This is a genomic window from Microbacterium enclense (genome assembly GCF_004022425.1).
Lineage (GTDB): Bacteria > Actinomycetota > Actinomycetes > Actinomycetales > Microbacteriaceae > Microbacterium > Microbacterium enclense_A.
Window position 1 is genome coordinate 77,959 of the sequence record NZ_RBZY01000003.1, and the last position, 26,633, is coordinate 104,591.

The 26,633-nt window shown below is 68.3% G+C and carries 20 protein-coding genes; 11 read left to right on the forward strand and 9 right to left on the reverse strand.

Annotated elements, in window-relative coordinates; translation table 11 throughout:
• Positions 1-136: 136 nt before the first annotated feature.
• Together mobF and D8Y23_RS01450 are read left to right on the forward strand one after the other, a co-directional pair.
• Positions 137-3,661 (forward strand): MobF family relaxase, encoded by a 3,525-nt coding sequence (gene mobF, locus D8Y23_RS01445; RefSeq protein ID WP_128216391.1) that lies wholly within the window; start codon positions 137-139, stop codon positions 3,659-3,661.
• 150 nt (positions 3,662-3,811) lie between these two features.
• Positions 3,812-4,195: a sulfate permease gene (locus tag D8Y23_RS01450; RefSeq protein ID WP_128216392.1), complete on the forward strand. Its 384-nt coding sequence runs from the start codon at positions 3,812-3,814 to the stop codon at positions 4,193-4,195.
• A 36-nt stretch (positions 4,196-4,231) separates the two neighbouring features.
• Here D8Y23_RS01450 and D8Y23_RS01455 read toward each other — a convergent pair whose 3' ends face one another.
• The 3 genes from D8Y23_RS01455 to glnA form a co-directional block, all read right to left on the reverse strand.
• Entirely contained in the window at positions 4,232-6,505 is a 2,274-nt protein-coding gene (locus D8Y23_RS01455) for a DUF262 domain-containing protein (protein WP_164878096.1), read from the reverse strand.
• A 35-nt stretch (positions 6,506-6,540) separates the two neighbouring features.
• Complete coding sequence (locus D8Y23_RS01460; RefSeq protein WP_128216394.1) at positions 6,541-8,268, reverse strand: GmrSD restriction endonuclease domain-containing protein; 1,728 nt, start codon at positions 8,266-8,268, stop codon at positions 6,541-6,543.
• Between the two features lie 287 nt (positions 8,269-8,555).
• Entirely contained in the window at positions 8,556-9,980 is a 1,425-nt protein-coding gene (gene glnA / locus D8Y23_RS01465) for a type I glutamate--ammonia ligase (RefSeq protein WP_128216395.1), read from the reverse strand.
• 131 nt (positions 9,981-10,111) lie between these two features.
• Between glnA and D8Y23_RS01470 the strand changes: the two genes are divergently transcribed.
• The gene (locus D8Y23_RS01470) at positions 10,112-10,540 is read left to right on the forward strand and encodes an RDD family protein (protein WP_128216396.1); all 429 of its coding nucleotides are present in this window, start codon (positions 10,112-10,114) and stop codon (positions 10,538-10,540) included.
• 45 nt (positions 10,541-10,585) lie between these two features.
• Here D8Y23_RS01470 and D8Y23_RS01475 read toward each other — a convergent pair whose 3' ends face one another.
• Entirely contained in the window at positions 10,586-11,296 is a 711-nt protein-coding gene (locus D8Y23_RS01475) for a DUF4191 domain-containing protein (protein ID WP_128216397.1), read from the reverse strand.
• Between the two features lie 121 nt (positions 11,297-11,417).
• On the opposite strand from D8Y23_RS01475, the gene D8Y23_RS01480 reads away from it, so the two are divergent.
• The gene (locus D8Y23_RS01480; RefSeq protein ID WP_128216398.1) at positions 11,418-12,500 is read left to right on the forward strand and encodes a hypothetical protein; all 1,083 of its coding nucleotides are present in this window, start codon (positions 11,418-11,420) and stop codon (positions 12,498-12,500) included.
• Between the two features lie 17 nt (positions 12,501-12,517).
• Here D8Y23_RS01480 and sucB read toward each other — a convergent pair whose 3' ends face one another.
• From sucB to D8Y23_RS01495, 3 genes are read right to left on the reverse strand one after another with little or no spacing between them, the layout of a single operon-like run.
• Positions 12,518-14,305 carry a 2-oxoglutarate dehydrogenase, E2 component, dihydrolipoamide succinyltransferase gene (sucB, locus tag D8Y23_RS01485; RefSeq protein WP_128216399.1) on the reverse strand — a complete coding sequence of 596 codons (1,788 nt, stop codon included), beginning with the start codon at positions 14,303-14,305 and terminating at the stop codon, positions 12,518-12,520.
• Positions 14,306-14,359: 54 nt separating this feature from the next.
• Entirely contained in the window at positions 14,360-15,733 is a 1,374-nt protein-coding gene (gene lpdA, locus D8Y23_RS01490) for a dihydrolipoyl dehydrogenase (protein WP_128216400.1), read from the reverse strand.
• Complete coding sequence (locus D8Y23_RS01495) at positions 15,730-17,196, reverse strand: leucyl aminopeptidase (protein ID WP_128216401.1); 1,467 nt, start codon at positions 17,194-17,196, stop codon at positions 15,730-15,732. The genes lpdA and D8Y23_RS01495 overlap by 4 nt, the downstream gene beginning before the upstream one ends.
• 85 nt (positions 17,197-17,281) lie before the next feature.
• Here D8Y23_RS01495 and D8Y23_RS01500 point away from each other — a divergent pair, with 85 nt between their 5' ends.
• The 4 genes from D8Y23_RS01500 to murJ all read left to right on the forward strand — a co-directional run bounded on the left by D8Y23_RS01500 (position 17,282) and on the right by murJ (position 22,121).
• Positions 17,282-18,208: a proteasome assembly chaperone family protein gene (locus D8Y23_RS01500; protein ID WP_128216402.1), complete on the forward strand. Its 927-nt coding sequence runs from the start codon at positions 17,282-17,284 to the stop codon at positions 18,206-18,208.
• Positions 18,209-18,497: 289 nt separating this feature from the next.
• Positions 18,498-19,820 carry an RNA polymerase sigma factor gene (locus D8Y23_RS01505; protein ID WP_128216403.1) on the forward strand — a complete coding sequence of 441 codons (1,323 nt, stop codon included), beginning with the start codon at positions 18,498-18,500 and terminating at the stop codon, positions 19,818-19,820.
• Positions 19,817-20,518 carry a coenzyme F420-0:L-glutamate ligase gene (locus D8Y23_RS01510; protein WP_128216404.1) on the forward strand — a complete coding sequence of 234 codons (702 nt, stop codon included), beginning with the start codon at positions 19,817-19,819 and terminating at the stop codon, positions 20,516-20,518. The genes D8Y23_RS01505 and D8Y23_RS01510 overlap by 4 nt, the downstream gene beginning before the upstream one ends.
• A 10-nt stretch (positions 20,519-20,528) precedes the next feature.
• A complete protein-coding gene (murJ, locus tag D8Y23_RS01515; RefSeq protein WP_128216405.1) occupies positions 20,529-22,121 on the forward strand; it encodes a murein biosynthesis integral membrane protein MurJ in 1,593 nt (530 codons plus the stop codon).
• Positions 22,122-22,142: 21 nt separating this feature from the next.
• On the opposite strand, the gene D8Y23_RS01520 is transcribed toward murJ, so the two are convergent.
• A complete protein-coding gene (locus tag D8Y23_RS01520) occupies positions 22,143-23,177 on the reverse strand; it encodes a sugar-transfer associated ATP-grasp domain-containing protein (protein WP_128216406.1) in 1,035 nt (344 codons plus the stop codon).
• Positions 23,178-23,322: 145 nt separating this feature from the next.
• Here D8Y23_RS01520 and D8Y23_RS01525 point away from each other — a divergent pair, with 145 nt between their 5' ends.
• Genes D8Y23_RS01525 through D8Y23_RS01535 form a run of 3 tightly spaced genes read left to right on the forward strand, consistent with a single transcriptional unit; the run spans position 23,323 to position 26,056 of the window.
• Positions 23,323-24,351, forward strand: a complete 1,029-nt coding sequence (locus D8Y23_RS01525) for a sugar-transfer associated ATP-grasp domain-containing protein (protein ID WP_128216407.1) — start codon at positions 23,323-23,325, stop codon at positions 24,349-24,351.
• Positions 24,352-24,368: 17 nt separating this feature from the next.
• Positions 24,369-25,001 (forward strand): alanine racemase C-terminal domain-containing protein, encoded by a 633-nt coding sequence (locus D8Y23_RS01530; protein ID WP_240663722.1) that lies wholly within the window; start codon positions 24,369-24,371, stop codon positions 24,999-25,001.
• Complete coding sequence (locus D8Y23_RS01535) at positions 24,998-26,056, forward strand: alanine racemase (RefSeq protein WP_128216408.1); 1,059 nt, start codon at positions 24,998-25,000, stop codon at positions 26,054-26,056. The genes D8Y23_RS01530 and D8Y23_RS01535 overlap by 4 nt, the downstream gene beginning before the upstream one ends.
• A 31-nt stretch (positions 26,057-26,087) precedes the next feature.
• Here the strand turns inward: D8Y23_RS01535 and D8Y23_RS01540 are convergent, their stop codons facing one another.
• Entirely contained in the window at positions 26,088-26,309 is a 222-nt protein-coding gene (locus D8Y23_RS01540; RefSeq protein ID WP_128216409.1) for a DUF7455 domain-containing protein, read from the reverse strand.
• Between the last annotated feature and the right edge of the window lie 324 nt (positions 26,310-26,633).

Below are 26,633 nucleotides of genomic sequence, written 5' to 3' on the forward strand. Positions count from 1 at the left end.
CTCGTCTGACCTCGGAAGCCCCTCCAGAGACCAGTACACGTCTGGCACATCGAGGCTGACCCCGCCTGACGGCGGGCTCAGTGGCTCACCTCTTTGACGAGAGAGGCGGTGCGGGGTGTCGGTTTCGATGCGGGTCATGGGTGCGGGGGACGGCTACAAGTACCTGCTCCGCACCGTGGCATCCGCCGACGGCGAGCGGGCGCTCTCGACCCCGCTGACCCGCTACTACGCAGAGCAGGGCACTCCACCCGGCTGCTGGATGGGCGGCGGCCTTGCCGCGCTCGGGAACGGCGAGATCCACGAAGGTGCGCAGGTGTCAGAGGCGCAGCTCCAGCTCCTGCTGGGTATGGGCCTTGACCCGGTGACTGGCGATCCGCTGGGGAAGGCGTACCCGGTGTTCCCGGCCGTCGAGGAACGGATCGCCACGCGGCTCTCCCGGCTCGATCCGGCGCTGGGCGCGGCGGAGCGCGCCGAGGCAGTCGCGGTGATCGAGGCCGAGGAATCGGCGCGCAGGTCGCGGCGGGCGGTGGCGGGGTTTGACTTCACGTTCTCACTGCCGAAGTCCGCGTCGGTGCTGTGGGGTCTTGCGGACGCGGCGACTCAGGCGCGGATCGCAGGGGCGCACCATGCGGCCGTTGCAGAGGTCGTTGCGTTCATGGAGCGGGAGGTTGCGGCGACGCGCTCGGGCGCAACCTCCCGCGACGGCGCGGTTGCGCAAGTCGAGGTGACCGGGCTCATCGCCACGGCGTTCGATCATTTCGATTCGCGGGCGGGTGATCCGCAGTTGCACACGCATGTGGTGGTGAGCAACAAGGTGCGCACCGTGTTCGACGGCAAGTGGCGGTCGCTGGACAGCCGGCCGCTGCACGCGGCGACCGTGGCGCTGAGCGAGCTGCACAACGCGGTCTTCGCCGACCACCTCAGCCGCGCGCTCGGCGTGGGTTGGGAGCGGCGCGGGCGGGGAGCCGACCGCAACCCGGTGTGGGCGGTCGCCACGGTGCCGGAGGAACTGGTCGCGGAGTTCTCGTCCCGGTCGCGGCACATCGACATCGAGAAGGATCGCTTGATCGCCGAGTACGAGATAGCGCGCGGGCACGCGCCGTCGCGGGAGACGATCATCCGGCTGCGGCAGCAGGCGACGCTGGCGACTCGGCCCGACAAGGAAGTCCGCCCGCTCGCCGACCTCGCCCAGGAGTGGCGCATCCGCGCGAGCCGACTGCTGGGCCGGGACGCAACCGAATGGGCGCGAGAAGCCGTCGCGGTCGAGCCCGCGAAGCTCCTGCGCGCGGAGGATGTGCCGCTGGAGCGGATCGCCAGGCTCGGCGTGTCGGTGGTCGCCGCGGTTGCCGAGAAGCGCACGACGTGGAGCCTCTGGAACCTGTACGCCGAGGCCGCACGGCAGACGATGGGCTGGCGCTTCACCGGCACGGAGGACCGCGAGGCGATCACTGGCATGATCGTCGATGCCGCAGAGCAGGCGTCCATCCGGCTCACCCCGCCCGAGCTTGCCTCCAGTCCCGCTGCGTTCCAGCGCGCGGACGGGACGAGCGTGTTCCGGCCTCGCAACGCCGCCCGCTATAGCGGGGCCGCGGTGCTCGCTGCTGAGGATCGGCTGCTTGCACGCTCCCGCGAGCAGGTTGCACCGCGCCTGGCCGATGCAACCATTGCGCATGCGCTGCAACCCCGCCGTGGGCGCGCGCTCGGCGACGACCAGCGCGCCGCACTCGCAGCGATTGCGTCGTCGTGCCGGATGCTCGACCTGCTCGTCGGCCCCGCGGGGGCGGGCAAGACCACCGCTCTGCGCGCGTTGCGGCGTGCGTGGGAAGCCGAGCACGGGCACGGCTCGGTGGTCGGGCTCGCCCCGTCTGCCGTGGCCGCCGAGGTGCTGGCCGGGGATCTCGGCATCCCGACGGAGAACACCGCGAAGTGGTGGCAGACTTACCGCGACCACGGCATCGGCTTCACCGCCGGGCAGCTCGTCATCGTTGACGAAGCATCCCTCGCTGGAACGCTCGCGCTCGACCGCCTCGTTCGGGTCGCCGCCGACGCCGGGGCGAAGGTGATACTCGTGGGCGACCCCGCTCAGCTCCAATCCGTCGACGCCGGGGGAGCGTTCGGAATGCTCGTCGCCGACCGTGCCGACGTGCCCGAGCTGACCGATGTGCGTCGCATCGCCGCAGCCTGGGAGAAGGACGCCACACTCGACCTGCGCCACGGGCGCATCGAAGCCATCGACACTTACCAGGCCCACGGACGCATCCATGCAGGGGAGGCCGAGCGCATGGCTGACGCCGCCTACGCTTCGTGGCAGCGGGACCGCGCCGCAGGACTGGCGAGCATCCTCATCGCCGAGTCGAGCGCGATGGTCACTACCCTGAACCAGCGCGCCCGCGCCGACCTCATCCTCGCCGGGCAGGTCGACGCGCGCGCCGAGGTGCGGCTGCATGACGATACCGATGCGTCCGTCGGGGACGCGATCATCACCCGCCGCAACGACCGCGAGCTGCGCATCGGCCGCGGCTGGGTACGTAACGGCAGTCGATGCACGATCACCGCCATCGGCGCCGACGGATCGCTGCGGGTGCGTCGCGCCGGACGGCACTGGGGCGCGACCGTGCGGCTTCCCGCCGAGTACGTCGCCGAGCACGTCGAACTCGGCTACGCCGTCACCGCGTACCGGGCGCAAGGCGTCACGGTCGATACCGGACACACGCTCATCGAGCCCGGCGCGACGCGCGAGAACTTCTACGTCGCCATGACCCGCGGAAGGCTCGTGAACACCGCCTACGTCTCGATCAACCGTCCCGACGAAGACCACATCCATCCGCCTACCCAGGACACCAAGGCAGTCGCGGCCCGCAAGGTGCTCGCCGGGGTGCTCCAGCACGTCGGAGCGGAACTCTCCGCCCGCCAGATGATCGCCGCCGAGCAGGACGCCTGGGGCTCGGTCGGCCATCTCGCCGCCGAGTACGAGACCATCGCCGCCGCTGCACAGCAACCACGTTGGGAAGCCCTCGTGCGCGCGACCCGACTCACCGAGGCCGAAGCAGACGCCGCCATTGGATCGACCGCATTCGGTGTGCTCGGTGCCGAGCTGCGCCGCGCCGAGGCGGACGGGTACGACACGGAGCGCCTGCTTCGCGCGCTCGTCGCTTCGCGCCCGCTCGACGACGCCGACGACGTGGCCGCGGTGCTCCACGAACGGGTGATCCGAGCCCTGGCGCGCGCGAACGGTGCGGGGCACGTGCGCCAGCCCGCCGCGCCCATCGCTGGACTCATCACCCCGGCGCTCGGCACGATGAACGACGACATGCGCGCCGCGCTCCGGGAACGCGCCGTACTCATCGAGCAGCGGGCCGACGCACTCGTCGCCGAAGCGGTCGAGGCGTCCGAGGCATGGGCCGCGGAACTCGGCCCGGAGCCCGCCGATCCGCAGCTTGCCGCGATTTGGCGACGCGAGGCGCGCACCGTCGCGGCCTACCGTGACACCTACGGCATCACGGAGACCAGCGCGCTCGGACTCGTCTGCGTCGACGCGCGGCAGCGCGCGGATGCCGCGCGAGCACGCGCCGCGATCCACCGCGCACGACTGCTCGCGGCACGCGCAGCAGAACCGGAGTCCACGGTCACCGCGGTCGGGGTATCCGCGCCACGTCTGTAGTTGCCCTTCCGTGGGTCCGAGGTCGGGCGTACCCTGGATGTCGAGGTAGTAGCCACGATTTCTAGGTCGCTTGCGACGGTCCTCTCGGGACGCTCACCACATGATCTGCCTCCTCGGCGGAGCTACGCACCCTCTCAGGAGGCGGACATCATGCTCCGACTGCTCTGGAATCTCAGCATCCGAGTTCGGCTGTTCCTGCGGACGTACATGCCGACGAACATCCTGCTCAACGCGCTACGGACGCGACGCGGACTGAAGTGGGGCGTGCCCGCCATGCTGATCGCTGTGCCGTATCTGCTCGGCGCGTGGCTCTTGACCGTCTGGATTGCCGACGGCGGGCCGGGCTGGCTGAACCTGCTCGTGCTGCTCCTCATCTGGAACGCGCTGAAGTTCCTCGTCAACGGGCCGATCACGCTCGTCGTCCTGATCCGGGCTCGCGTTGCCGAGCGGCGTGACCGCCTACGCGCCGAGCGTCAATCAGCGGGATACACGACCCGCAGCGAAATCTCCGTGCTGACCGCGTCGCTCCACTGATCTGGTAACAGCTACTGAACCTCGCGGCTCGTTCGGTCAGAGACCGGCCGCTACGAGCGCCGTCAGGAGAGCAGACCCCATGGCGACTCGGTCCTCGGTGTCGACGAGTTCGCCGTCAAGGTCGATCTGCGGGACGGGGAGGTGCGTGTCCGATGTTGCACCATGCTGGGTGCAGATGTCTCGGAACCGTCGCGACAGCGCGGCATCGGCGGGCGGAGCCAGCTCGAATCCATCGGGAACGAGGCGAATACCAGCGCCGCTGGCCGAGAGAACGAGCCACCGGGGCTGGAACTCGTACCCCGAGAACCACAGAGTTTCGACACCGGACGCGAGCCCGCTGACTCGACACATCGCCCAGAGATAGGGGTCTCGGTATCGTCCGCTCCCGCTGAGGTCAGGGGTGCGCAGCATGCACATGGAGTGTCTCCACTGCCCGGTTTGCTGCAGGTACTCGCCGTAGTAGACGCCCGTCTCGCCCTCGCGCATCTCTGGGTAGGTGGCGAGATACGCGCGCCAGGTGAAGCGTCGCGTTGATCGAGCCTGCTCGACGAACTCATCGGTGACTCGCTGCAACGAATGACCGACACTGCCACCGCCGTTCGCCTCAACGTCGTCGAGCAGGGAGGCGAGTGCGGCTCGGAGTGCCTGGTTCCGACCGCGTCCTCGATTGGAGAAGACGCCGCGCCATCGCGCGCTCTGCTTCGGGTCTCCGGTTCCCAGCTGAACGGCTCTGCCCGCCGTGCGGGGATATCCGTAGTCGCCCTTCGCCAAGAGCGCGCCAGTCAAGATCGGCCAGTGCTCGGGCGAGACGACATCGGGAAACGCAGTCGCGTGGCGCTGGAGCGACTCCGGGTCGAGGTCGAACGCGAAGATCCTGCCGCGAAGGAGTGGATGGTCTTCGAGGGAATGCACTGCGTGTTCGACCTCTGGGAAGGCTTCGATCAGCGCGATCTTGTCGAGTTCGTCTTGCACGCGGTCGGGGTTGAAGCCGCGGGTCCTGGTGAGGTCGCCGTCGCGAATGAGTTGCTCGACGCTCGGGATAAGGTCACCCATCCGTTCGAGGCGCACTTCGTCGTCGGCGCCATCGACGAGATTGCGAAGGATTCGGAGTCGAGCCGCGATCTCGCGGGTCGCATACTGCCGATGCATGAGCACGGCGAAGAGCATGAGCGTCTCCGCCAGGGAGAAGAGCCGCCGGTTTCCAGTTCGCTTTCCATACAGCTCGAGACAGCCTTCGAAGAGGTTGAGATTCGTGGTGTCGATCGGCACCCGTCCGGTCTGCGACGCGGTGCTGCTGCGCGAGAGGTCGACGAAGTGCTCCTCAAATGTTGCGCGCACGTCATCGACACCTACCCAGGTGTCGAAGGCATGAGTCAAGAAGGCAATGTGACTCGCTGCGTTCGGGTTGCCGACGTCGAAGGCGCTTTCCGCCCGCTCCAGCAGGGTGCCCTCAGGGACCACGTTGTCGCGCCACTCGCTGATCTCGATGATGAACTCGAGGTACCGGAGGAACTCGTCGTCGATGAGGTGGTCTCCGCCGTGGAAGCTCCAGAGCACGTCGCTCCACACACCGTCGAGTTTGTGGATGATCGCGTCGAAGTCGTTCTTGGGCAGAGTCTCGTGAAAGAGCTTCTCCAGTCGCGCCTTGAAGTTCTCGAAGTCCGTGAGCGGCTTTCCCCGCGAGTTCATCTTGATGTACAGCTCTTCGCCGGAAGGCATGTCGTCGATGGGAAGAAGGTAGAAGGACACCGCTGGTGTCGACTCGTCCATGAGTCGCTCCCATGCGGAATCGAGATCGATGTTCTCCGCGGTGATTCGCTCGTGGACCGCGTCGAGCATGTTCAACATCGATCGGATTGTCGGGTCGTGCCGCCAGGCATGGAGATACCACGCTTGATCCGTGATCCACGTCTTTGGCGTGGAGAAGTCATCGCCGGGGGAGTGCTCGGGCTTGACGAGCTCGCGGCAGAAGAGTTCGGCGCTTGCACGAGTCGCGTACTCGAACCGGAGGACCGCCGCGGCCTCGTGGAGTCGATCAGTTCGCGCGGCGATGTACCAGTGAATGAGGAACAGGGTTGTGAGGCGTTGCTGTCCGTCGAGGGGTCGCAGAGTTCCGTCGCCAATCTCCCCGTACACGAAGTCGAGATCGACAGTCTCGTCGCCTACGAGCGCTTCAATGAGGACGCCGAGGAAGTCTGCGCGGATGCTGTTGACACCGCGTTCGTCTCGGCCCTGCGCGTAGTCGCGCTGGATGAGCGGGATCTCGACACGCTTGATGGTGTCCGCGCCGGTCTCACCGGGCTGGAACATGCGGGCGAATGAGGTCTTGGTGCCGCGCATCTCGGTCACGCTGCGACCTCCGACGTCTGCAGGTACGGGGCGACGGCTTCGAGGATCGCCTTCAGATAGCTCTCTCGGTCGGCGGCTCCCCAGAAGTGAATCTGCTGGTCGTCGGCATCGGTGTAGTACTTGAGGAACACGTTTCGGGTGCACGGCGGAATGTATGAGCCGGCTTTGTCCCGGGCGAGAATCTCCCGACGCTTGACCTCGAACGTCGAGTTGCTGAGGGCGCTGTTGTCGCCACTTGCCAGCAAGGCCAGGTTCGCCAGCGAGTGCACGTTTTCTCCCCGGCGAGTCGATTCGTCCGTGAGGGCATCCTCGACGGCGGCCTTCACCGCGTCGAAGCGGACGCCGACTCCATGAACCTGCTGCTCCGCGATCATCCCGAGCACGTCGTCGATCTCGGAGAGGAGTTCGGCGCGGACCGCGCTCTCGAGCGTCGGCAGGTCCTCCACGACATCGCGCTGTAGCAGGAGCCACTCGCGCCAGATCTTCTCGTCGCGCCGGAGTTCCTTGGCGTTCTGCGCGTGGATGTGCTCCAGCGACCAGGAGCCGCGTGAGTGGGCGTTGAACGAATACCGGGCAGTGTCGTCCTTGCGGGCGCGAACTGTCTCCACGTTCATCAGCAGCAAGACCTCGTTACATTTCGCGCTCCTCGTGTCGTAATCCAGCGCGCCGAGGTCCTCCTCCGTCAGGTCGAGCACATCACGGATTCGGCCGTCGAGGGCCTCATGCAACTGCGGTTTGGTGAGGCCGTCGGCCATATTCACGAGCTGGCCGAAGGTGTCGCTTCCGACCTGGATCAGGAATCCGACCTTGTGGAAGACTTGGCGGTCGTCGTGCCAGCCGAGGATCAGTGAATGGAGCCTGACGACTCGGTCCCAGAATGCCTGCGCATCTGCGGTGATTTCGTTCCTCAGCGTTTCGAACGTGTAGTAGCGAGGGCGGTGCCGACCGGAAGACCGCCCGCCGTTCCGATCGGCGAGAGTGTCGAGGACGAGCCCGATGTGGGTTGCCTCGTGCTCGTGTCGGCCTGTGATGAACGACCACACCTCCGGCGAGCGAAGTTCCCGCTCGAACTGGTCCCACTGCGCGGCGATCTGCTCGCTCTTGTCTGAGTATCCAGGACGCGCACGGCTGTTTGCCAACACGAGCGCCTTGACGAGTTCGGCGTCAGTCAACGGGATCCGCCCGACGTTCAGTCGGGTGAACAGGGTGATGGAATCGAGATCTTGCGATGCCTCATACCAGATCACTTTGACCGAGTCGAAGAGGTAGCCGTAGAACTTGTTGGCGACGTGCTGAGTGCGATGCTCCCACGCCTCGAACCATGTGCGGATTCGTTCGTACGCTCCGAAGATGTGGTGGAAGTCGATGTTCTCGTCCTTGTGGTCGGCCATCGGCGACCGTAGGAACTCTTGGCTGCCGGGTCGGGTCTCGTACTCGATCGAGTAGCCAGCGCCGGCGCTCTGCAGCCCCTGATCCCGCATGTACTGGAAGATCAGGTACAGAGTGGTGAACCGCTGCTGGCCGTCGATGAGTTCCCACCGACCGTCGGCCATCTGTTTTACGACCACGGGCTGGAGGTAGTACGGCTCGCCGTTGCTCTCCCAGATGTCTGCGAGGAGACGGTCGACCTCGTCAGGACCCCAGCGGTAACCCCGCTGATAACCGGGAACGAAGAAGGCTCCGGTGACGTCACCGACTGCTCGCGGTTCAAGAATCGCATCCACTTGTCCACGCTAGTGGAGCCCCCCGACACTCCGTCGCCCAGCTCGCCGACGAGAGGGGAGGCACTTGTGCGCGCCACCCGACCTTTGACCACCTGGGTCTTCGAAGGGTTGAAGGGTCTGGCTGAAGTAGCTCGTGCGCCGCTGTCCGAGATCCTGTCCGTTTACTCCCCGTAGCCGTCCGTAAACGTCCAGAGATAGACTGAGCCCCAGACGGCAGATGGCCGCCTGGGGCTCAGTAAATTGCTGGGCTCAGAGACCGGAAGTGTGGCTCTGAGGGCCTCCCGGAATCAGACCCCGAAGTACAGCTCGTACTCGAACGGGTGCGGCCGCTGAGCGATCGGCTGGATCTCGTTCTCGATCTTGTACTCGATCCAGGTGTCGATGAGTTCCTGGGTGAACACGCCACCGGCGAGCAGGAACTCGTGGTCGGCGCGCAGAGCCTCGAGCGAGTCGAGCAGCGAGTTCGGAACCTGCGGGATGTTCTTCGCCTCTTCGGCCGGGAGCTCGTAGAGGTCCTTGTCGACGGGCTCGTGGGGCTCGATGCGGTTCTTGATGCCGTCGATACCGGCCATCAGCTGCGCCGCGAACGCCAGGTAGGGGTTGCCCGAAGCGTCCGGCGCGCGGAACTCGATGCGCTTGGCCTTCGGGTTCGTGCCCGTGATCGGGATGCGGATGGCCGCGGAGCGGTTGCCGGCCGAGTACACCAGGTTGACCGGAGCCTCGAAGCCCTTCACCAGACGGTGGTAGCTGTTGAGGGTCGGGTTGGTGAAGGCGAGCACGGCGGGAGCGTGAGCCAGGATGCCACCGATGTACCAGCGGGCGATGTCGGAGAGGCCGCCGTAGCCGGTCTCGTCGTAGAACAGCGGCTTGCCGTCGTTCCACAGCGACTGGTGCGTGTGCATGCCCGAGCCGTTGTCGCCGAAGAGCGGCTTCGGCATGAACGTCGCGACCTTGCCCCACTCGAGAGCGGTGTTCTTGACGATGTACTTGAACTTCAGGATGTCGTCGGCCGCGTGCACCATCGTGTCGAAGCGGTAGTTGATCTCGGCCTGACCGCCGGTGCCCACCTCGTGGTGAGCGCGCTCGAGGATGAGACCGGCGTCGATCAGCTTGAGGCTGATGTCGTCGCGGAGATCCGCCTGCTTGTCGACGGGGGAGACGGGGAAGTAGCCGCCCTTGTAGGGGGTCTTGTTGGCGAGGTTTCCGCCCTCTTCCACGCGACCGGTGTTCCAGGCGCCCTCTTCGGAGTCCACCGAGTAGAAGCTGGAGTTCTGCTTCACTTCGTAACGGACGTCGTCGAAGATGTAGAACTCGGCCTCGGGCGCGAAGAACGCGGTGTCGGCGATGCCGGTCGAGGCGAGGTACTTCTCGGCCTTCTTGGCGACCTGACGCGGGTCCTTCGAGTAGATCTCGCCGTTGCGCGGGTTGTAGATGTCGAAGACCATGATGAGCGTCTTCGCCTCGCGGAACGGGTCGAGGTACGCGGTCGTCACATCGGGGATGAGCTGCATGTCGGACTCGTGGATGTTCGCGAACCCACGGATCGACGAGCCATCGAAGAGCTGGCCGACGGTGAAGAACTCCTCGTCGACGGTCGATGCGGGGATGTTGAAGTGCTGCTGCACGCCAGGAAGATCCGTGAAACGGATGTCGAGGAACTTGACGTCCTCGTCCTGGATGAACTTCAGCACCTCGGACGAATCTTTGAACATGAAGACTCCAGAGGTAGAACATTCGGGATTGGCGGGCCTCGGCCAGCCTCCTCGACCCTACCCAGAGCCGGTGTCCCTGCGATAACTCCCATGTTTCGGGCGTGTTACGCGGGTCCGATTACGCTGGGGGAGTGACCGCCGCCGCAGACAACGCGTATCCCGGGCAGCGACTGGGCCTTCCCCGGGAAGGAAGCGGGTCCATCGCCCGTCCCGGTCGGCGCATCGCCGCACTGCTCCTCGATGTCGCCTTCGCCGGTCTCATCGGGTACGCGTTCTTCTCGTCGCCGGACCCCGTCACGGGCGTGCCGTTCGCGAATCCGCTCGCGACGAACCTCATCTTCTTCCTCATGCAAATCGTGTTCATCCCGCTCATCGGGGGAAGCCCCGGGCACAGGCTGCTGGGAATGCGTCTGGAACTGGCATCCGGGGGATGGGTCGGGGTGTGGCGCCCGATCGTGCGCACCCTCCTGCTCGGGCTGATCATCCCCGCTGTCGTGTGGGATGCCGATCAGCGCGGCCTGCACGACAAAGCCGTCGCCACGGTGCTCGTCCGCCGCTGAGACGAACGACAACGGCCCCGCCGAAGCGGGGCCGTTCTTCGAGGATCACCGAGGACGCGGAGCGCGCATCTTCGTCGGGTCGACGCCCTTCGGGATCGGCAAGGACGACAGACCCTGCGACACCGACGACACGCGCTTGATGACGGCGGCCTGTGTCGTGCGGTCGACCTTCTTGGGCAGAGCTTTGATGGCGGATGCCAGATTCTTGATCTCGACCTCGTCGTCGCCGTGTCCGACGTAGAACACCGTGACCGGCACGCCCGCGGCAACACGCTGCACACGAGCGCGCTCCTCGTTGATGAGTCGGGAGAGTCGCGTGGGCGAGCCCTCGCCGATCAACACCACGCCGCCGCGACCGATGGCGCGGTATACGGCTTCCTGCGTGCGCGGGTTGACGCCGATCGGCGTCTCGGACGCCTGCCAGTTGCGACCGAGCGACGACGACAGCACGTGACCGGTGGCCCCGGGCATGCCGTCGATCCTGCGGTACATCGCCCGCGTCGAGAGACGCGTCATGGTGATCATCCCGACCAGGATGCCGGCGAGCAGGCCCGTGACACCCCAGAGGATGACGCTCCAGACGGCGACCGGCGGGATGAGGAAGCCGACGAGCACACCCAGGCCGATGCCCGCGAGAACGATGCCGGCCAGCACGAAGGGCAGCCACCGGTACTCCTTCTGCGTGAAGGTGTACAGGGTGCGAAGCTGCGAGAAGAATCCCGGGCGCTTTTCGGGGGTGGAGGTGCGAGCGGCCATGGGGTCGATTCTATCTTCGCGCCCGGCACCGTTCCTCCCCACCCACCGGGATCTCGGATTCCTCCCCGGAACCGACCCTCGCACCCCCGGCTGACGGCGGCGACGCGAGAGCATCGGGGCCATGCATCCCACCCCTCCTGTCACGACGATCGACACCCTCGCGGGCTACCTCCACCGTCGCAGCCGGAGCGCCATCACACTGACCGCCGGCGAAGCGGCGACCCTCGCGATTGCGGTCGTCCGGGGGTGCGCGTCAGCATCGTCGCGCGCTGCTCCGGGACAATGGCGTCTCACACCCGAAGGTCGCCCCGTCCTGCTCCACGGTGCCGGCGACGACGACGTTCTCGCGGCCACGATCGCCGTGCTCGATGAACTCGTCGCGCTCGTGAGCGCCGACGTTCGGCCGGGATTCGCGCGTGTGCGCGATGGCGTGCTCACCGAGCCGCCTCCGGCGTGGGCGGCCCTGGAGACTCGGCTGCTCGCCGTGGTCGCGCCGCAGCCTCTGGTGCTCGGCCCGCTGACTCCCGTCGAGTCGAGCGTGGCACCGACCGGGGCTCCGGCGCGTCCGGATGCCGCAGCCACGACGTTGCTCGACCGTGCGCGGGCCCTGGCGCGCCGGGTGCGGCCCCCGGTCCTGCTCGCGGGCGTGGGCATCGCCGCGGTGATCACGGTGGGAGCGATGTCGCTGGCGCCGTCGACGAACGCGGCCGACACGGGCGCAGATGCACCGGGGCCCCCTTCGGCGCCCGGCACGGCACCGCATCCGGCCTCGGCCTCGCCGGATTCTACCGACCACGTCCCGTCGACCGACGCGGAGGACAGCAGCGCAACCGCCGACGCTGGAACGTCGCCTCCCGCGACGACCCCCGGCGTGTCCGCGGCACCCGTCGCGTCACCCCTCCCCGACTCTCCCGTGACGGAGACGTCCGACGACCTGCCGAGGGCGGTGAACGAGGTCCTGGCCTCGCTCGCGGCCTGCACGGACCAGGCGTGCACGTCTCGCCACCGAGAAGCCCCTTCGGGAGCTGCCGAGCCCGCGCCCCTCGACCCTGCCGTGGCCCGGCTGGACGTCATCGACGACTTCGGCGGCCTCGCCGTGGTGCGGCTCTCCGGCGACGACCGCACACAGTACGTGACGCTGGTCCGCTCCAACGACCGATGGCTGGTCCGCTCCGTCAGAGACGTCACGGACCAGCCATCGTGAGCCGGTGGGGCGGGGACTCAGATCCCGAGGTCGCCCTCGAACTGCGCCGCCTCGAGTCGGGCCTTGACCGCACCGAGGAAGCGAGCAGCATCCGCTCCGTCGATGATGCGGTGGTCGTACGACAGGGCCAGGTAGACGTAGGAACGAACCGAGATCGCGTCCTTGCCGTCGACCGACACCACGCCGGGCTTCTTCACGACCGCGCCCAGGCCGAGGATGGCCGACTGCGGAAGGAAGACGATGGGGGTGTCGAACAGCGCGCCACGCGAACCCGTGTTGGTCAACGTGAACGTTCCGCCCGCGAGCTCGTCGGGCTTCAGCTTGTTGTCGCGCGTGCGGGCGGCCAGGTCGGCGATCTCCCGTGCGAGCTGAGCGATGTTCTTCTCACCGGCGTCCTTGACGACGGGGGTGAGGAGGCCGCGCTCGGTGTCGACGGCGATCGACACGTTCTCGTGGGCGGGGTAGATGATCTCGTCGCCCTCGACCGTCGAGTTGATGATCGGGTACGTCTTGAGCGCCTCGACAGCCGCGAGGGCGAAGAACGGAAGGAACGACAGCTTGTCGCCCGTCTTCTGCTGGAACTCGCCCTTCATGCGGTCGCGCAGCGCGGCGACCTTCGTGACGTCCACCTCGACGACGGTCGTCAGCTGGGCCGTGGCCTGCATCGACGCGACCGCGCGCTCGGCGATGACCTTGCGCAGACGCGACATCTTCTGCGTGGTGCCTCGCAACGGCGAGACCTCGACCGCGGCGGCGGGAGCGGCGGGGGCCGGCGCTGCCTCTGCCGCGGGAGCGGACTTCGCAGCCTCGGCAGCCTTGAGAACGTCTTCCTTGCGGATTCGTCCTCCCACTCCGCTGCCCTCGACCGTCGCCAGGTCGACACCCTGCTGCTGCGCGAGACGACGCACCAGCGGCGTGACGTACGTGACCTCGCCGCCGGTAGCAGCGGGAGCCGAGGCCGGCGCGGCGGGCTTCTCCTCCGCGGCGGGCGCGGAAGCGGCGGGCTTCTCCTCCCCGGCGGGCTTCTCCTCCGCGGCGGGCGCAGAAACGGCGGGCTTCTCCTCGGCGGAAGAAGCTGCGGGCTCTTGCGGAACCTCGTTGGGCTGCGGCTGCTGAAGCGGCTCCTCCTCGATCGCGGGGGCGGGCTGCGCCTGCGCTGGCGCTGCAGCGCCGCTGCCGATACGCGCGAGGGCGGAGCCGACGGCGACCGTCTCGTCCTCCTGGACGAGGATCTCCTGCAGAGTTCCCGCGACGGGAGAGGGGATCTCGGTGTCGACCTTGTCGGTGGAGATCTCGAGAAGCGGCTCGTCGACCGCCACGTCGTCGCCGACGGCCTTCAGCCAGCGGGTGATGGTGCCCTCGGTGACGCTCTCGCCGAGCTCGGGAAGGGTGACCTCGGTCGCGTCGCTCGAAGCGGCGGGCTGATCGGCCGGCGCGGATTCGGCGGGAGCGGACTCAGCCGGCGCGGACTCAGCGGGAGCGGACTCGGCCGGAGCCTCCTCGGCGGGGGCCGGGGTCTCCTCGGCCGGGGCGGCCTCGGGAGCGTCGTCCGACGACGACGAGCCGGAGCCGTCTCCGATCTTCGCCAGGATGGCGCCGACCTCGACGGTCTCGTCCTCCTGGACGAGGATCTCCTCGATCACGCCCGAGACGGGCGAGGGGATCTCGGTGTCGACCTTGTCGGTCGAGATCTCCAGCAGACCTTCGTCCTCCTGGACGGTGTCACCGACCTGCTTGAGCCAGCGGGTGACCGTTCCCTCGGTCACGCTCTCGCCGAGAGCGGGGAGGACGACGGAAGTGCTCATGGATATGTCTCCTTCGTACCGGATGCGGTGTCTAGCTTAGTGACGACTGGGGGATCAGAGTGCGTGCAGCGGCTTGCCCGCGAGAGCGAGGAACGCCTCGCCCAGTGCTTCGCTCTGGGTGGGATGCGCGTGGACGAAGGGCGCGATGTCTTCCGGGTGCGCCTCCCAGCCGACCGCGAGTTGCGCTTCGCTGATGAGTTCGCCGACGCGATCACCGACGAGATGGGCCCCGACGACCGGACCGTCCACCCGACGCACGATCTTGACGATCCCGGACGTTCCGATGATCTCGCTGCGTCCGTTGCCGGCGAGGTTGTACTCGTACGCGCGCACCGCATCCACGCCGAAACGCTCGGTGGCCTGCGCCTCGGTCAGCCCGACGGACGCGACCTCGGGATGCGAATAAGCGACACGCGGCACGTCGACGTCGGGCACGAGGACCGGGGCGAGGCCGGCGATCTCCTCCGCCACGAAGATCCCCTGCTGGAACCCTCGGTGGGCGAGCTGAAGTCCGGGAACGATGTCTCCGACGGCCCAGACGTGGGGAGCGGTCGTGCGCAGCCGCTCGTCGGCCACGACGAACCCGCGCTCGAGGCGCACGCCGGCTTCTTCGAAGCCCATGTCGGCGGTGGCTGGCCCCCGGCCCACCGCGACGAGCACGTAATCGGCGTCCAGGGTCGATCCATCGTCGAGGGTCACCGTCACGTCGGTCTCGGTCTGCGCGACGGACGAGAACCGGCGGCCGAGCTGGAACGAGATGCCGCGCTTGCGGAAGGCGCGCTCGAGCGCCTTGCTGGAGGCGATGTCCTCGGCGGGGAGCAGGTGCGGAAGTGCCTCGACGATCGTGACGTCGACACCGAACGACCGCCACACGCTGGCGAACTCGACGCCGATGACGCCGCCGCCGAGCACGACGACACGCTCGGGCACGACGTCGAGATCGAGGGCGCCCTCGCTGGTGAGGACGCGTCCACCGATGTCGAGCCCGGGAAGCGTGCGGCCGTACGAGCCGGTCGCGAGAATCACGTCCGTCGCTCGATACAGGTCGTCGCCCACGCGCACCGCCGGGCCGGCCTCGAGCGTTCCCTCACCCCGGACCACGCGGATGCCACGGGCCGAGATCAGCCCCTCGAGGCCCTTGAACTTCTTCGCGACGATGCCCTCGCGGTAGCTGCGCACGCGAGCGGGATCAACGCCCTCGAAGGATGCGCGAACACCGATGTCGGCCGCGTCGCGCGCGGCGTCGGCGACCTCGGCCGCATGCAGGAGCGCCTTGGTCGGGATGCACCCCCGGTGAAGGCACGTTCCGCCGAGCTTGTCCTTCTCGACCAGCACGACATCCTTGCCCAGCTCGGCGAGGCGCAGCGCCGCGGCGTACCCTCCGCTGCCGCCACCCAGGACGACGACGTCGGCGCGCGACTCGGTCACCGCGCGCTCCCCGACGAGAGCAACTCGACGAGCGAGCGCACCGTTGCGCCCGTCACACCCTTGTCGGTGAAGCCGTGCGGTGCGCCCTTGTTCATGCCGACCCCGGCGATGTCCAGGTGGACCCAGGGGATCCGCGGCGCGTCGGCCTCTTCCGAGACACGGCCCACGAAGTGCCGGAGGAAGAGCCCGGCGAAGAGCGACCCGCCCGCGGGATCGCCGATCTTGGCGTTCTGCAGGTCGGCGATCGGGGAGTCGAGCTCATCGACCATGTGGGCCGGCAGCGGCAGCTGCCAGGCGAGCTCGGCCGCACGCTCGGCCGCGGCGAGGTACTCCGCCACCGCGTCGTCCTCGCCCATCACGCCGGTGTGGCGGTTGCCGAGCGCGACGGTGATCGCGCCCGTGAGGGTGGCGACGTCGACGATCAGGTCGGGGTGCTCGCGGCTCGCGGCGACGAGACCGTCCGCGAGCACGAGGCGACCTTCGGCGTCGGTGTTGAGCACTTCGACAGTGGTTCCGTCGAGCATGCGCAGCACGTCGCCCGGGCGCGTCGCGCGACCTGAGGGCATGTTGTCGGCGATGCACATCCAGGCGCTCACGCGGACCGGCAGTGCCATCTCCGCCGCGGCCCGCAGGACGGCCAGCACCGTCGCGGCCCCGCACATGTCGTACTTCATGCCGACCATGGATGCCGCAGGCTTCAGCGACAGCCCGCCGGTGTCGAACGTGATGCCCTTGCCCACGAGAGCCACGTGGCGCTCGGCGTCGGCGGGGGAGTACTCGAGGTGCACGAGGCGCGGCGGACGATCCGATCCCTGGCCCACGCCGAGGATCCCGCCGTAGCCGCCCTCGGTGAGCGCGTCCTCGTCGAGCACCGTCACCTTCACGGGCAGACTCTTCACAGCCGCGACCGCGGCGTCGGCGAAGTCGGCGGGCCCGAGCCACTCGGCGGGGGTCGTGACCAGGTCCTTCACCAGCGCGACGGCCCCCGCGACAGCGGTGACGGCCGCCTGCTCCGCGTCGGTGGGCGCGTCGGGGGTGTGGACGCTCACTCGTGCCGCCCGCGCCTTCGGTGCTTCGGACTTGTATCCGGCGAACCGGTAGCCCCCGAGGGCTGCGCCCTCGGCCAGCGGCGCCCACGCCGCGTCGACGAACGACAGCACCGCAACGTGCTCGAATCCGGTGAACTGGCGGATGCCCGTCCCGACGGCATCGCGGAGCGCGGTGGCATCCGGGGCGGCACCCGCGCCCACGACGGCCACGGGAAGAGCCACGCCGGGCACGTGCACACGCTGGAACGCACCGGCGGCGCCGGTGAAACCGACGGCCGTCAGCGACGCGTACAGCCCGTCCCACCCCTGCGGGTCGGGTTCAGCTCCGTCGGACTTCGCGACTACGAGGAGGATCGCATCGGCACCGGAGTCGAGAACGGAGACATCGGAATGCGTCACGGAGGGGAAAGGCATGGCTCCCATCCTAGGTTCGCGGGTGTTCGCTAGAAGCGGGACGCACCGCCACCGCCGTGTCCGAAGCGGCTCGTAGAGTGGACTCATGCCGTATCCCGCACCGCTGTACGACCGCGCCCCCGCCGCGCCGCCGGTGCCCTCCGGGTTGCCGCTGGTCATCGCGCTCACCGGGTTCACCGACGCGGGGGGAGCCGTGACCCGCCTCGTCGAGTACTTCCGCGACGACCTCGAACCGCACCCCGTCGTGACCTTCGACAACGACACGCTTTTGGACTACCGCGCCCGGCGCCCGCTGATCACCTTCGTCGAGGACCACCTCACCGATTACCGGCCGCCGCGGCTCGAGCTCTCGCTCGCGCATGACTCCCTCGGACACCCGTTCCTGCTCCTGGCCGGATACGAGCCCGATTTCCTGTGGGAGGCGTTCGCCGAGGCCGTCCTCGAACTCAGCGCGGGTCTCCAGGTGGCATCGGTGACGTGGGTGCACGCCATCCCCATGCCCGTCCCGCACACCCGACCGATCGGCACGACGGTCAGCGGCACGCGCCCCGACCTGGCCGAAGCGCACTCGGTGTGGCGACCGCACACGCACGTCCCCTCCACGGTCGGACACCTCCTCGAGTACCGCTTCGCCGAAGCCGGCGCCAAGGTGGCCGGTTTCGCGCTCCTCATCCCTCACTACCTCGGCGACACCGAGTACCCGGCGGCGGCCCTGGCGGGCCTCGACAGCCTGACGGTGGCGACCGGGTTGGTGTTCTCGGGCGAAGTGCTGCGCGAAGAGAACCGGGAGTTCCTCGGCAAGGTCACCGAGCAGGTGGAGGGCAGCGACGAGCTGACCCGAATGCTGCAGGGGCTCGAAGAGCGCTACGACGCGTACATGGCAGGTTCGACGCAGGCGACGCCCATCATCCACACGGGCGATCTCCCCAGCGCGGACGAACTCGCCGCCGAGCTCGAACGGTTCCTCGCGACCCGTCCCGGCGACGACGACCGACGCGGCCGGCTCGGCTGAACCCGCGGCCGTCGACCGCCGGGTCGACCACGGCTGCGCGGCTCACGCCGACCGAACGGTGGGATCGCTCCCTCCCGGGAGGAATAGCGCGGGCTCCGGAACCGTTGCATACGCATAGATGCCCGGTGCACGTCAAGTCCCGCGTCGGGGATGTGAGACAATGAAGAACCTGACCCGTTGTCGGCCGAACCTGGAGCCCGCTCCACCGGATCGGACTTGACAAGGGTCTTACTAGTGTCCGAGAACGACCGGTGGCCGTGCAACGTACGTTCCCGGTGAAAGGCGAAACGTGGCAGGCACGAACACCAAGACCCGCTCCCGCAGTGCGAAGGACACCGATCTCGACACCGCGGAGGAGACCACGGCCGTGTCGACGAAGACCCCGGCCAAGAAGGCCCCCGCCAAGGCGAAGGCGACGCCCGCCAAGGCGAAGTCGAAGACGAAGGGCGACGACGACCTCGACGAGGAAGAGATCGAGGAAGACGTCGAAGAGGACATCGTGGTCGCCGACGACGCGGACGACGACGACACCGATGGTGACGACGCGGCGAAGCCCGCCGCCAAGAAGACGGACGACGACGCCGACGAGGACGACGAGGCCCCTGCCGCGCCCGCGGAGGCGTTGCCCACCGGCGCGATCGTCATCTCCTCCAGCGATGAGGACGACGTTCCCGTCTACTCGGCGCAGATCACCGGCGCGACGGCCGACCCCGTCAAGGACTACCTGAAGCAGATCGGTAAGGTCCCCCTGTTGAACGCGGCCGAAGAGGTCGAGCTCGCGATGCGGATCGAGGCGGGTCTCTTCGCCGAAGAGAAGCTGTCGAACATGTCGGCCGCTGAGAAGACGAGCCAGTTGGGCCTGGACCTCCAGTGGGTCGCCCGCGACGGCCAGCGTGCCAAGAGCCACCTGCTCGGAGCCAACCTGCGCCTGGTGGTCTCGCTCGCCAAGCGCTACACCGGTCGTGGCATGCAGTTCCTCGACCTCATCCAGGAGGGCAACCTGGGCCTCATCCGTGCGGTCGAGAAGTTCGACTACACCAAGGGCTTCAAGTTCTCCACGTACGCCACCTGGTGGATCCGTCAGGCGATCACGCGCGCCATGGCCGACCAGGCCCGCACGATCCGCATCCCGGTTCACATGGTCGAGGTCATCAACAAGCTCGCGCGCGTCCAGCGCCAGATGCTTCAGGACCTCGGGCGCGAACCCACACCGGAAGAACTGAGCCGGGAACTCGACATGACCCCTGAGAAGGTCATCGAGGTGCAGAAGTACGGTCGCGAGCCCATCTCGCTGCACACGCCGCTCGGCGAGGACGGCGACAGCGAGTTCGGTGACCTCATCGAGGACACGGAGGCGGTCGTCCCGGCCGACGCCGTCGGCTTCACGATGCTCCAGCGCCAGCTCGAGTCGCTCCTGGACTCCCTGAGCGAGCGCGAAGCGGGTGTCATCCGCATGCGCTTCGGTCTCGGCGACGGTCAGCCCAAGACGCTCGACCAGATCGGCGACACGTTCGGCGTGACGCGTGAGCGCATCCGCCAGATCGAGTCGAAGACGATGGCCAAGCTCCGGCACCCCAGCCGGTCGCAGTCGCTGCGGGACTACCTCGAATGAGCGCGGAGGCCAACGCCGGCAAGGCGCTCACCCGGACCGTCGAGGGTATCTCGTACGCCCGCATTCCGATCCGCACGCGGGTCGTCATGCCGGGCGACGACCTCGACGCGTTCATCCTCGAGTACGCGAAGGATGCCGTGCAGCCGGGCGACCTGCTGTTCGTCACCGAGAAGATCGTCGCGATCACGCAGGGCCGCTCGTTCAAGCTCGACAGCATCAAGCCGCGCAAGCTCGCTCTCTTCCTGTCGAAGTACGTGACCCGCACGCCGTACGGCATCGGCCTCGGGATGCCCGAGACGATGGAGATGGCGTTGCGTGAATGTGGGACGCCCCGCATCCTGTTCGCCGCCGCCGTATCGGCCGTCACCAAGGCCTTCGGGCGCAAGGGCGACTTCTACCGCATCGCCGGCGACAAGGCTCGCGCGATCGACGGTCCCACCCAGGGCACCATCCCGCCGTACAACCAGGCGGTCGTGCTCGGACCGGAGCGTCCGCGAGAGGTGGCTGCACGGCTCAAGGCGCTGTTGGGGATCGATCTCGAGGTCGCGGTCGTCGACATCAACGACCTCGGGGGCAACATCCTCGGGTCGACGATGGACAGGGCCGGGGAGAAGCGTCTCGTCGCGATCCTGAAGGACAACCCGCTCGGCCAGGGACACGAGTCCACGCCGCTGGGTATCGTCCGCGCCGCGGCCTGACGCGCACTCGATGAACCTGGCACGGGCGAGCAGCCTCATCGCCGCGGGCACTCTCGTCTCGCGCATGACGGGGCTGGTACGCACCATCGTGCTCGTCGCCGCGATCAGTTCGGTGGGTGCGTCGGCCGACGCGTTCTACGTGGCGAACCAGCTGCCCAACACGGTGCTGACGTTGATCTCGACCGGTCTGCTGACCGGCGTGATCGTGCCGCGCGTGGTGGCCGTCAGCGCGCAGGCGGACGGCGGACGGGTGTTCCTGCCGAAGCTCATCACGGCCGGTGCGGCGATCCTGCTGCTGGCCACCGCCGTGGCCCTCGCGCTCGCGCCGGCGCTCGTCTCGGTCATGGCGAGCGGGTACGACGGGCCCACCCGTGAACTGACGATCGCCTTCGCGTACTGGTGCCTGCCGCAGATCTTCTTCTACGGCCTGTTCGCCTTGATCGGCGAGAGCCTGAATGCCCGACGCATGTTCACGCCGTACGCGTGGGCACCCGTCGTGAACAACATCGTCTCGATCGTCGGTTTCGGGCTCTTCATCGCGCTGTTCGGCTTCCATCGCACCGACGTGGAGTGGTGGACGCCGGCGTCGATCGCGTTGGTCGGCGCCACGGCGACCGCGGGCATCGTCGCGCAGACCGTCGTCCTCGCCATCGCGTGGCGCCGGTCCGGCATCCCGCTCCGCCCCGACTTCCGCTGGCGCGGGGTGGGCTTCGGCAGCATGGGGAGCCTCGCGTCCTGGACGTTCGGCATGGTCGTCGTGACGCTCCTGGCCGGTCTCGTGCAGGTGAACATCATGAGCTCCGCGTCGGGCGAGGATGCCTCGGTCGCCGTGTGGGGCAACGCCTGGCTGATCTACATGGTGCCCTACTCGCTGATCGTCCTATCGATCGGGACGCCCTATTTCACGCGCATCGCCGAACATGCCGGCGCCGGGCGCGGCGAGGACGTCCGCGCCGACATCAGTTCGGCGATCCGCATCCTCGGCCTCTTCGTCGTGATCTCCGCGGGCGCGCTCATCGCGGCGGCAGCGCCGGCCTCGCGCATCTTCACCAGTAGCTCCGGAGACGCGCTTCTGGCCGCGCCGGTGCTCATCGCGTTCCTCGTCGGTCTCGTCCCGATGGCGGTGCTGTTCATCATCCAGCGCACGTTCTACGCGTACGGCGACACGCGCACGCCGTTCTTCTTCACGCTCGCGCAGGGCGCCCTCGTCGTCGTCCTGACACTCCTGGCGAGCACCGTCCCGAAGGAGTTCCTGACGGCCACGGTCGCCTCCGTGCAGACGCTCTGCGGCATCCTGGAGCTCTCGCTTGCGATCTGGCTCCTCCGCCGGAAGATCGGCCCTCTCGGCATCCGTCAGGCCGTCATCTCGCTGGCGGTCTTCATCGGCGCCGCAGTCCCCGCCGCTCTCGCCGGGTGGGGGATCTACCTGTTGTCCGGCGGCGCACAGAGCTGGATGCTCGACAACCTCTTCTTCGGCGCCGCGGGGACGGCGCTCATCTGCGCGGTCGCGGGCGCGATCTACCTCGGCATCCTGGCGGCGCTGCGGACGCCCGAGCTGACGTCCGCGTTCACGCTCGTGCGGGCGCGCTTCGGGCGGCGCTGACCCCGCACCGCGAGGGTGCCCTCAGCGACGGCGTTCGAGGATGCCGGGACCGATCGCGTCGCGGTAGCGGTGCAGGAGTCCCGTGCGGATGCCGGACACGCTGGGCTTCATCTGGAAGACGCTCGAGTTGTGGTTCGCCTCGATGAGCGCGGGACCGTCGGGCGTGATCGCCACGTCCCAGCCCACGTAGGGCACGGTCGGCAGTCGGCGCGACGCCTCTTCCACCATCGCGAGCGCCTCGGCGAAGAGCGGCACCGGGAATCCGGCGATGTCGACACCGGTGACGGGATGCCGGGGGAAGACGTTGGAGTTCTTGTCGACGCCCGCCCACTGGGCGACACCGTCGTCGTCGAGCATCGTGAACATGCCGCCGCCGGCGAAGTTGTCGACGACACCGCCGTTGCCGATGCGCAGAACCGCGGCGATGAGGTGGAAGCTGCCGTCGGCGCGGCGATAAGTGATGAGCCGGAGCGTGTTGACGCTGCCCGGGTACAGCCGCGCCATGTCCTCGTGCTGGGGGAGGATCTCCTCGATCAGCGACTGGTTCTCGGCGACGAGCGTGGCGCGCCAGACGGCGACGTCGGGGATCTCGTCGACGGTGAACGTCGTGATGCCGCGTCCGCCCTCACCTTGCGATGGCTTGACCAGGACGCGGGGATACCGCTGCAGGAACGCCGCGACCTCGTCGTCGGTCGCCTCGGCGGCGTCGATCCACTCGCGGCCGATCATGTCGGCGAAGTCGCGGTAGAAGCGGGGCTTGTCGCCGAGGAGGGTCGCGGAATCGGGTCCGTTCAGCGTGTTGTTGAGACGGATGGCCTTGGGGTGCGTCATCCACGTCCGACGCTCGCGCCCGTTCAGGAGCCGGATGTCCCACACCGCGTAGTCGCGGAAGCCCATCTCGTATCGCACGGACGACCAGAGCATGTCGGCGATGATGACGGGAAGAGGCGCGCGAGAGACCTTCTTCACCTGACCGGCGAACTCGGTGACGTTGCCCAGGCTGAGGCGTCGAGCTCGCTGCAGCAGGTACCGGACGCGCAGAGACCTCTGTGACACCTCGACACGCTAACACAGGGCCGCCACGGGCCCGCGGAGCGGGCGACGGCGGACCGGCCTCGTATGATGGGTACTTCGGAAGCGCCGCGACGGACGTCGATCCGGCGGTGTCTGACCTCCGAACGAGAAAGCGATCAGCCTGCCGATGGACATCTCCCCGAAGGCGCGCGCCGCCTACTTCCTCAAGCGCGTCGCCGCATTCCGCCCCTCCCGCGTCTGGACGTTCGCACGCCAGATCGGTCAGGAACAGGGCAAGTGGGCGCCGCTCGTGCTCGTCGACATGCTGTGGTGGGCCGCATTCCACGACACCGCCTACATCGACTACTACGAGGCCGATTTCGCGCTGTTGACGCCGCGCGAGCGCAAGACGTTCATGACGTCGCTCATCCAGCATCACCTCGCCACGGCGGTCAACGATCGCGAGGTCGCCAAGACGCTCGAGAACAAGCTGAACTTCAACCGCGCGTTCGGCGAGTTCCTGGGACGCGAGTGGATGCAACTCGACACCACCGACGCAGCCGCCCTGAAGGACTTCGCGTCACGGCATCCCGTCATCATCGCCAAGGTGCCGGTCAGCCGCGAGGGCAAGGGAGTCTTCCGCTACGACACCGCCGAGGTGGCGGACTGGGACGCCTTCCGGGCCGAGCTCGTGGAGAAGGGCCAGATCCTCATCGAGCAGCCCATCGTGCAGCACCCCTACCTCGCGTCGTACTGCGCGGGGACGGTGAACACCACGCGGATCACGACGTACTTCGACGGCGAGACCGTCCACCCGATGGTGATGGTGCAGAAGTTCGGACGGGGCGCCGTGAGCGACCAGTTCACGTGGGGCGGCTTCTTCACCATGCTCGACGACGACGGCCACTCGGTCGGTCCCGGGCACACCGGCAAGCACAAGAGCAGCTACGAGGTCCACCCCGAGTCGCAGCAGTCGATCGTCGACTTCCAGGTGCCGCTGTGGGATCAGGCGCTCGCGCTCGTCGACCGGGCCGCGCGACAGATCCCCGAGGTGCCCTACATCGGCTGGGACGTCGCCGTCGGCCCCGAGGGACCGGTGCTCATCGAGGGCAACTGGATCCCCGGCCTGTACGAGACGCGCGTGAGCACCACCGGTATCCGAGAGGGCTCGCGTCCCCGCCACGAGCGACTGATGGGCGACGCCCTCCACCGCTGATGATGTCCGCCGCCGCGATGCCCGCCCCGCTCGACGCCGCCGCCGGAGTCTCCCCGGTCGCGCGCCTGTCCGAGTCGAACCTCCGCGCCAACGCCCTTCTCGCGCCGATCGGTCCCGCCGACGACGTGCTCGCGGCCGACGCGTGGGGTCACGGTGCCGAGTGGGTGGCATCCATCCTCGCCTCCCTGGGGACGGACCCGAGCCGGCTCGACGCCGCGACGCTGTTCGGCTTGCCCGGGGGAGACCTCCGTGCCCGTCCGGTGCTGTCGCTCCACGGCAGGGTGCTGGGGACGAAGCCGCTCCTCACCGGTGAGGGCGTCTCGTACGGCTACACGCACCGTGCGTCCCGCGACACGACCGTGGCCCTGGTGACCGGCGGCTACGCGCAGGGCGTCGTGCGCTCCCTCGGCAACCGGGCCGACGTGGCGATCGACGGCCGCCGCCATAGGATCGTGGGCCGCGTGGCCATGGACGTGTGCGTCGTCGACGTCTCCGACCAACGCCCCGCACGCGGCACCGACGTCGTGTTCTTCGGCGACCCCGACGCCGGGCATCCGGAGCTGTCGGCGTGGACGGATGCCACGGGCTGGACCGCGGCCGAGATCGTCGCCGCGGTGGGCACGCGGGCCGTGCGGACGGTGGTCGCGTGAGCGCCGAGTACCTCGTCGACCTCGACGTCTTCGCCCGCAATCTCGCACGGGTGCGCGAGGCCGTCGCCCCCGCGCGACACATGCTCGTCGTGAAGGACGACGCCTACGGGCACGGTATCGACGCGATCGTCCGACGCGCGAGCGCCGAGGGCGTGACCTGGTTCGGCGCGTTCGACGTCGAGACCGGCCGGGCGGTGCGCGCGATCGCGGGCGCCGACGCCCGTATCTTCGTGTGGCTGCTCGGCGGGGTCGCCGACCTCGCCGCGGGTGTTGCGGCCCGGCTCGACCTCGGCATCGGAGACGAGGCGCTCCTCGACGACCTCGCGAGCCTGCCCCCCGCGTCGACGCCCGCGCGCGTGCATCTGAAGATCGACACGGGCCTGCACCGCAATGGCATCCGTCCCGAGCGCTGGAGCGCTGCCCTCGAGCGAGTGTCGACCCTCGTCGACGCGAGAGCGGCTTCGTTCGAGGGCCTGTGGTCGCACATCGCGGAAGCCTCGGATGCCGACGACGACAACGCGCGGGAGGTGTTCCTCTCCGCCCGCACCGCCGCGGCCGCCGCGGGGCTGACCCCGCGGTTCTCGCACCTGGCCGCCAGCGCCGCCGGGTTCGCGCGCGCCCCGTTCCGCGAAGACCTCGTGCGAGTCGGGGCATTCTCCTATGGCATCCGTCCCGCCGGGGGACCGAGCGAGACCGAGCTCGGGATCGAGCCCATCGCCTCGCTGCTCGCCACGGTGGTGTCCGTCGAGGGCGACGCGGTACGGATCGATCTGGGCCACCTGCACGGCCTGCCATCGGTCCTGCAGGGTCGATTCTCGATCGCCACGGTCGCGGGAGGACGCCGGGTCCGCGCTATCGAGGCGGCCACCACCGTCGTCGACGGATGGCCGGATGCCGTTCCTGGTGACACCGTCGTCGTGTTCGGGCGCGGGGGAGCTGCATCCGCGACCGATCTCGCCGAGGCCGTCGACACGATCGGCGAGGAGATCGCGCTGCGCGTCTCACCGCTCGTTCCGCGGCGCTACACGTCGAACGGGCCCCGTTCCGCTCGGTGAGAGCGGCCGGAGCCCGTTCGAAGGAGAAGGGTCAGTCGGTGGCGTGCAGACGCGCGGTCTCGTCGTGCCACGACGTCGCGATGCTGCGGAGCTTCTCTTCGTACTTGCGTCCGTGGTGGGCGCAGAAGAGCAGCTCGCTACCGTTGACTTCGGCGGCGATGTAGGCCTGCGCTCCGCAGGAGTCACAGCGATCCGCCGCCGTCAGGCGGTGGTCGAGGACGACGGACGCGTCGGGTGCGGTCGTGGTGGTCATCTCGGGTGCCCTCCTCGGTGGGTCGTTGGGCGAGTCTGTCAATAGAACCACGGGGATGTTTCCCCTATGCCGCACGCGCATCACATTTCGCTGTGCGCGTACGGCGACCCGGCGAGGCCGTGTGTCTGCAAGGCGATGTCGGAGGCCCCGATTACGCTGGGAGATCGTGACGTCCGAGTATTCCGCCCATCATCTCCAGGTCCTCGAAGGACTCGAAGCGGTGCGCAAGCGCCCGGGCATGTACATCGGTTCCACCGATTCCCGCGGCCTCATGCACTGCCTGTGGGAGATCATCGACAACTCCGTCGACGAGGCCCTCGCCGG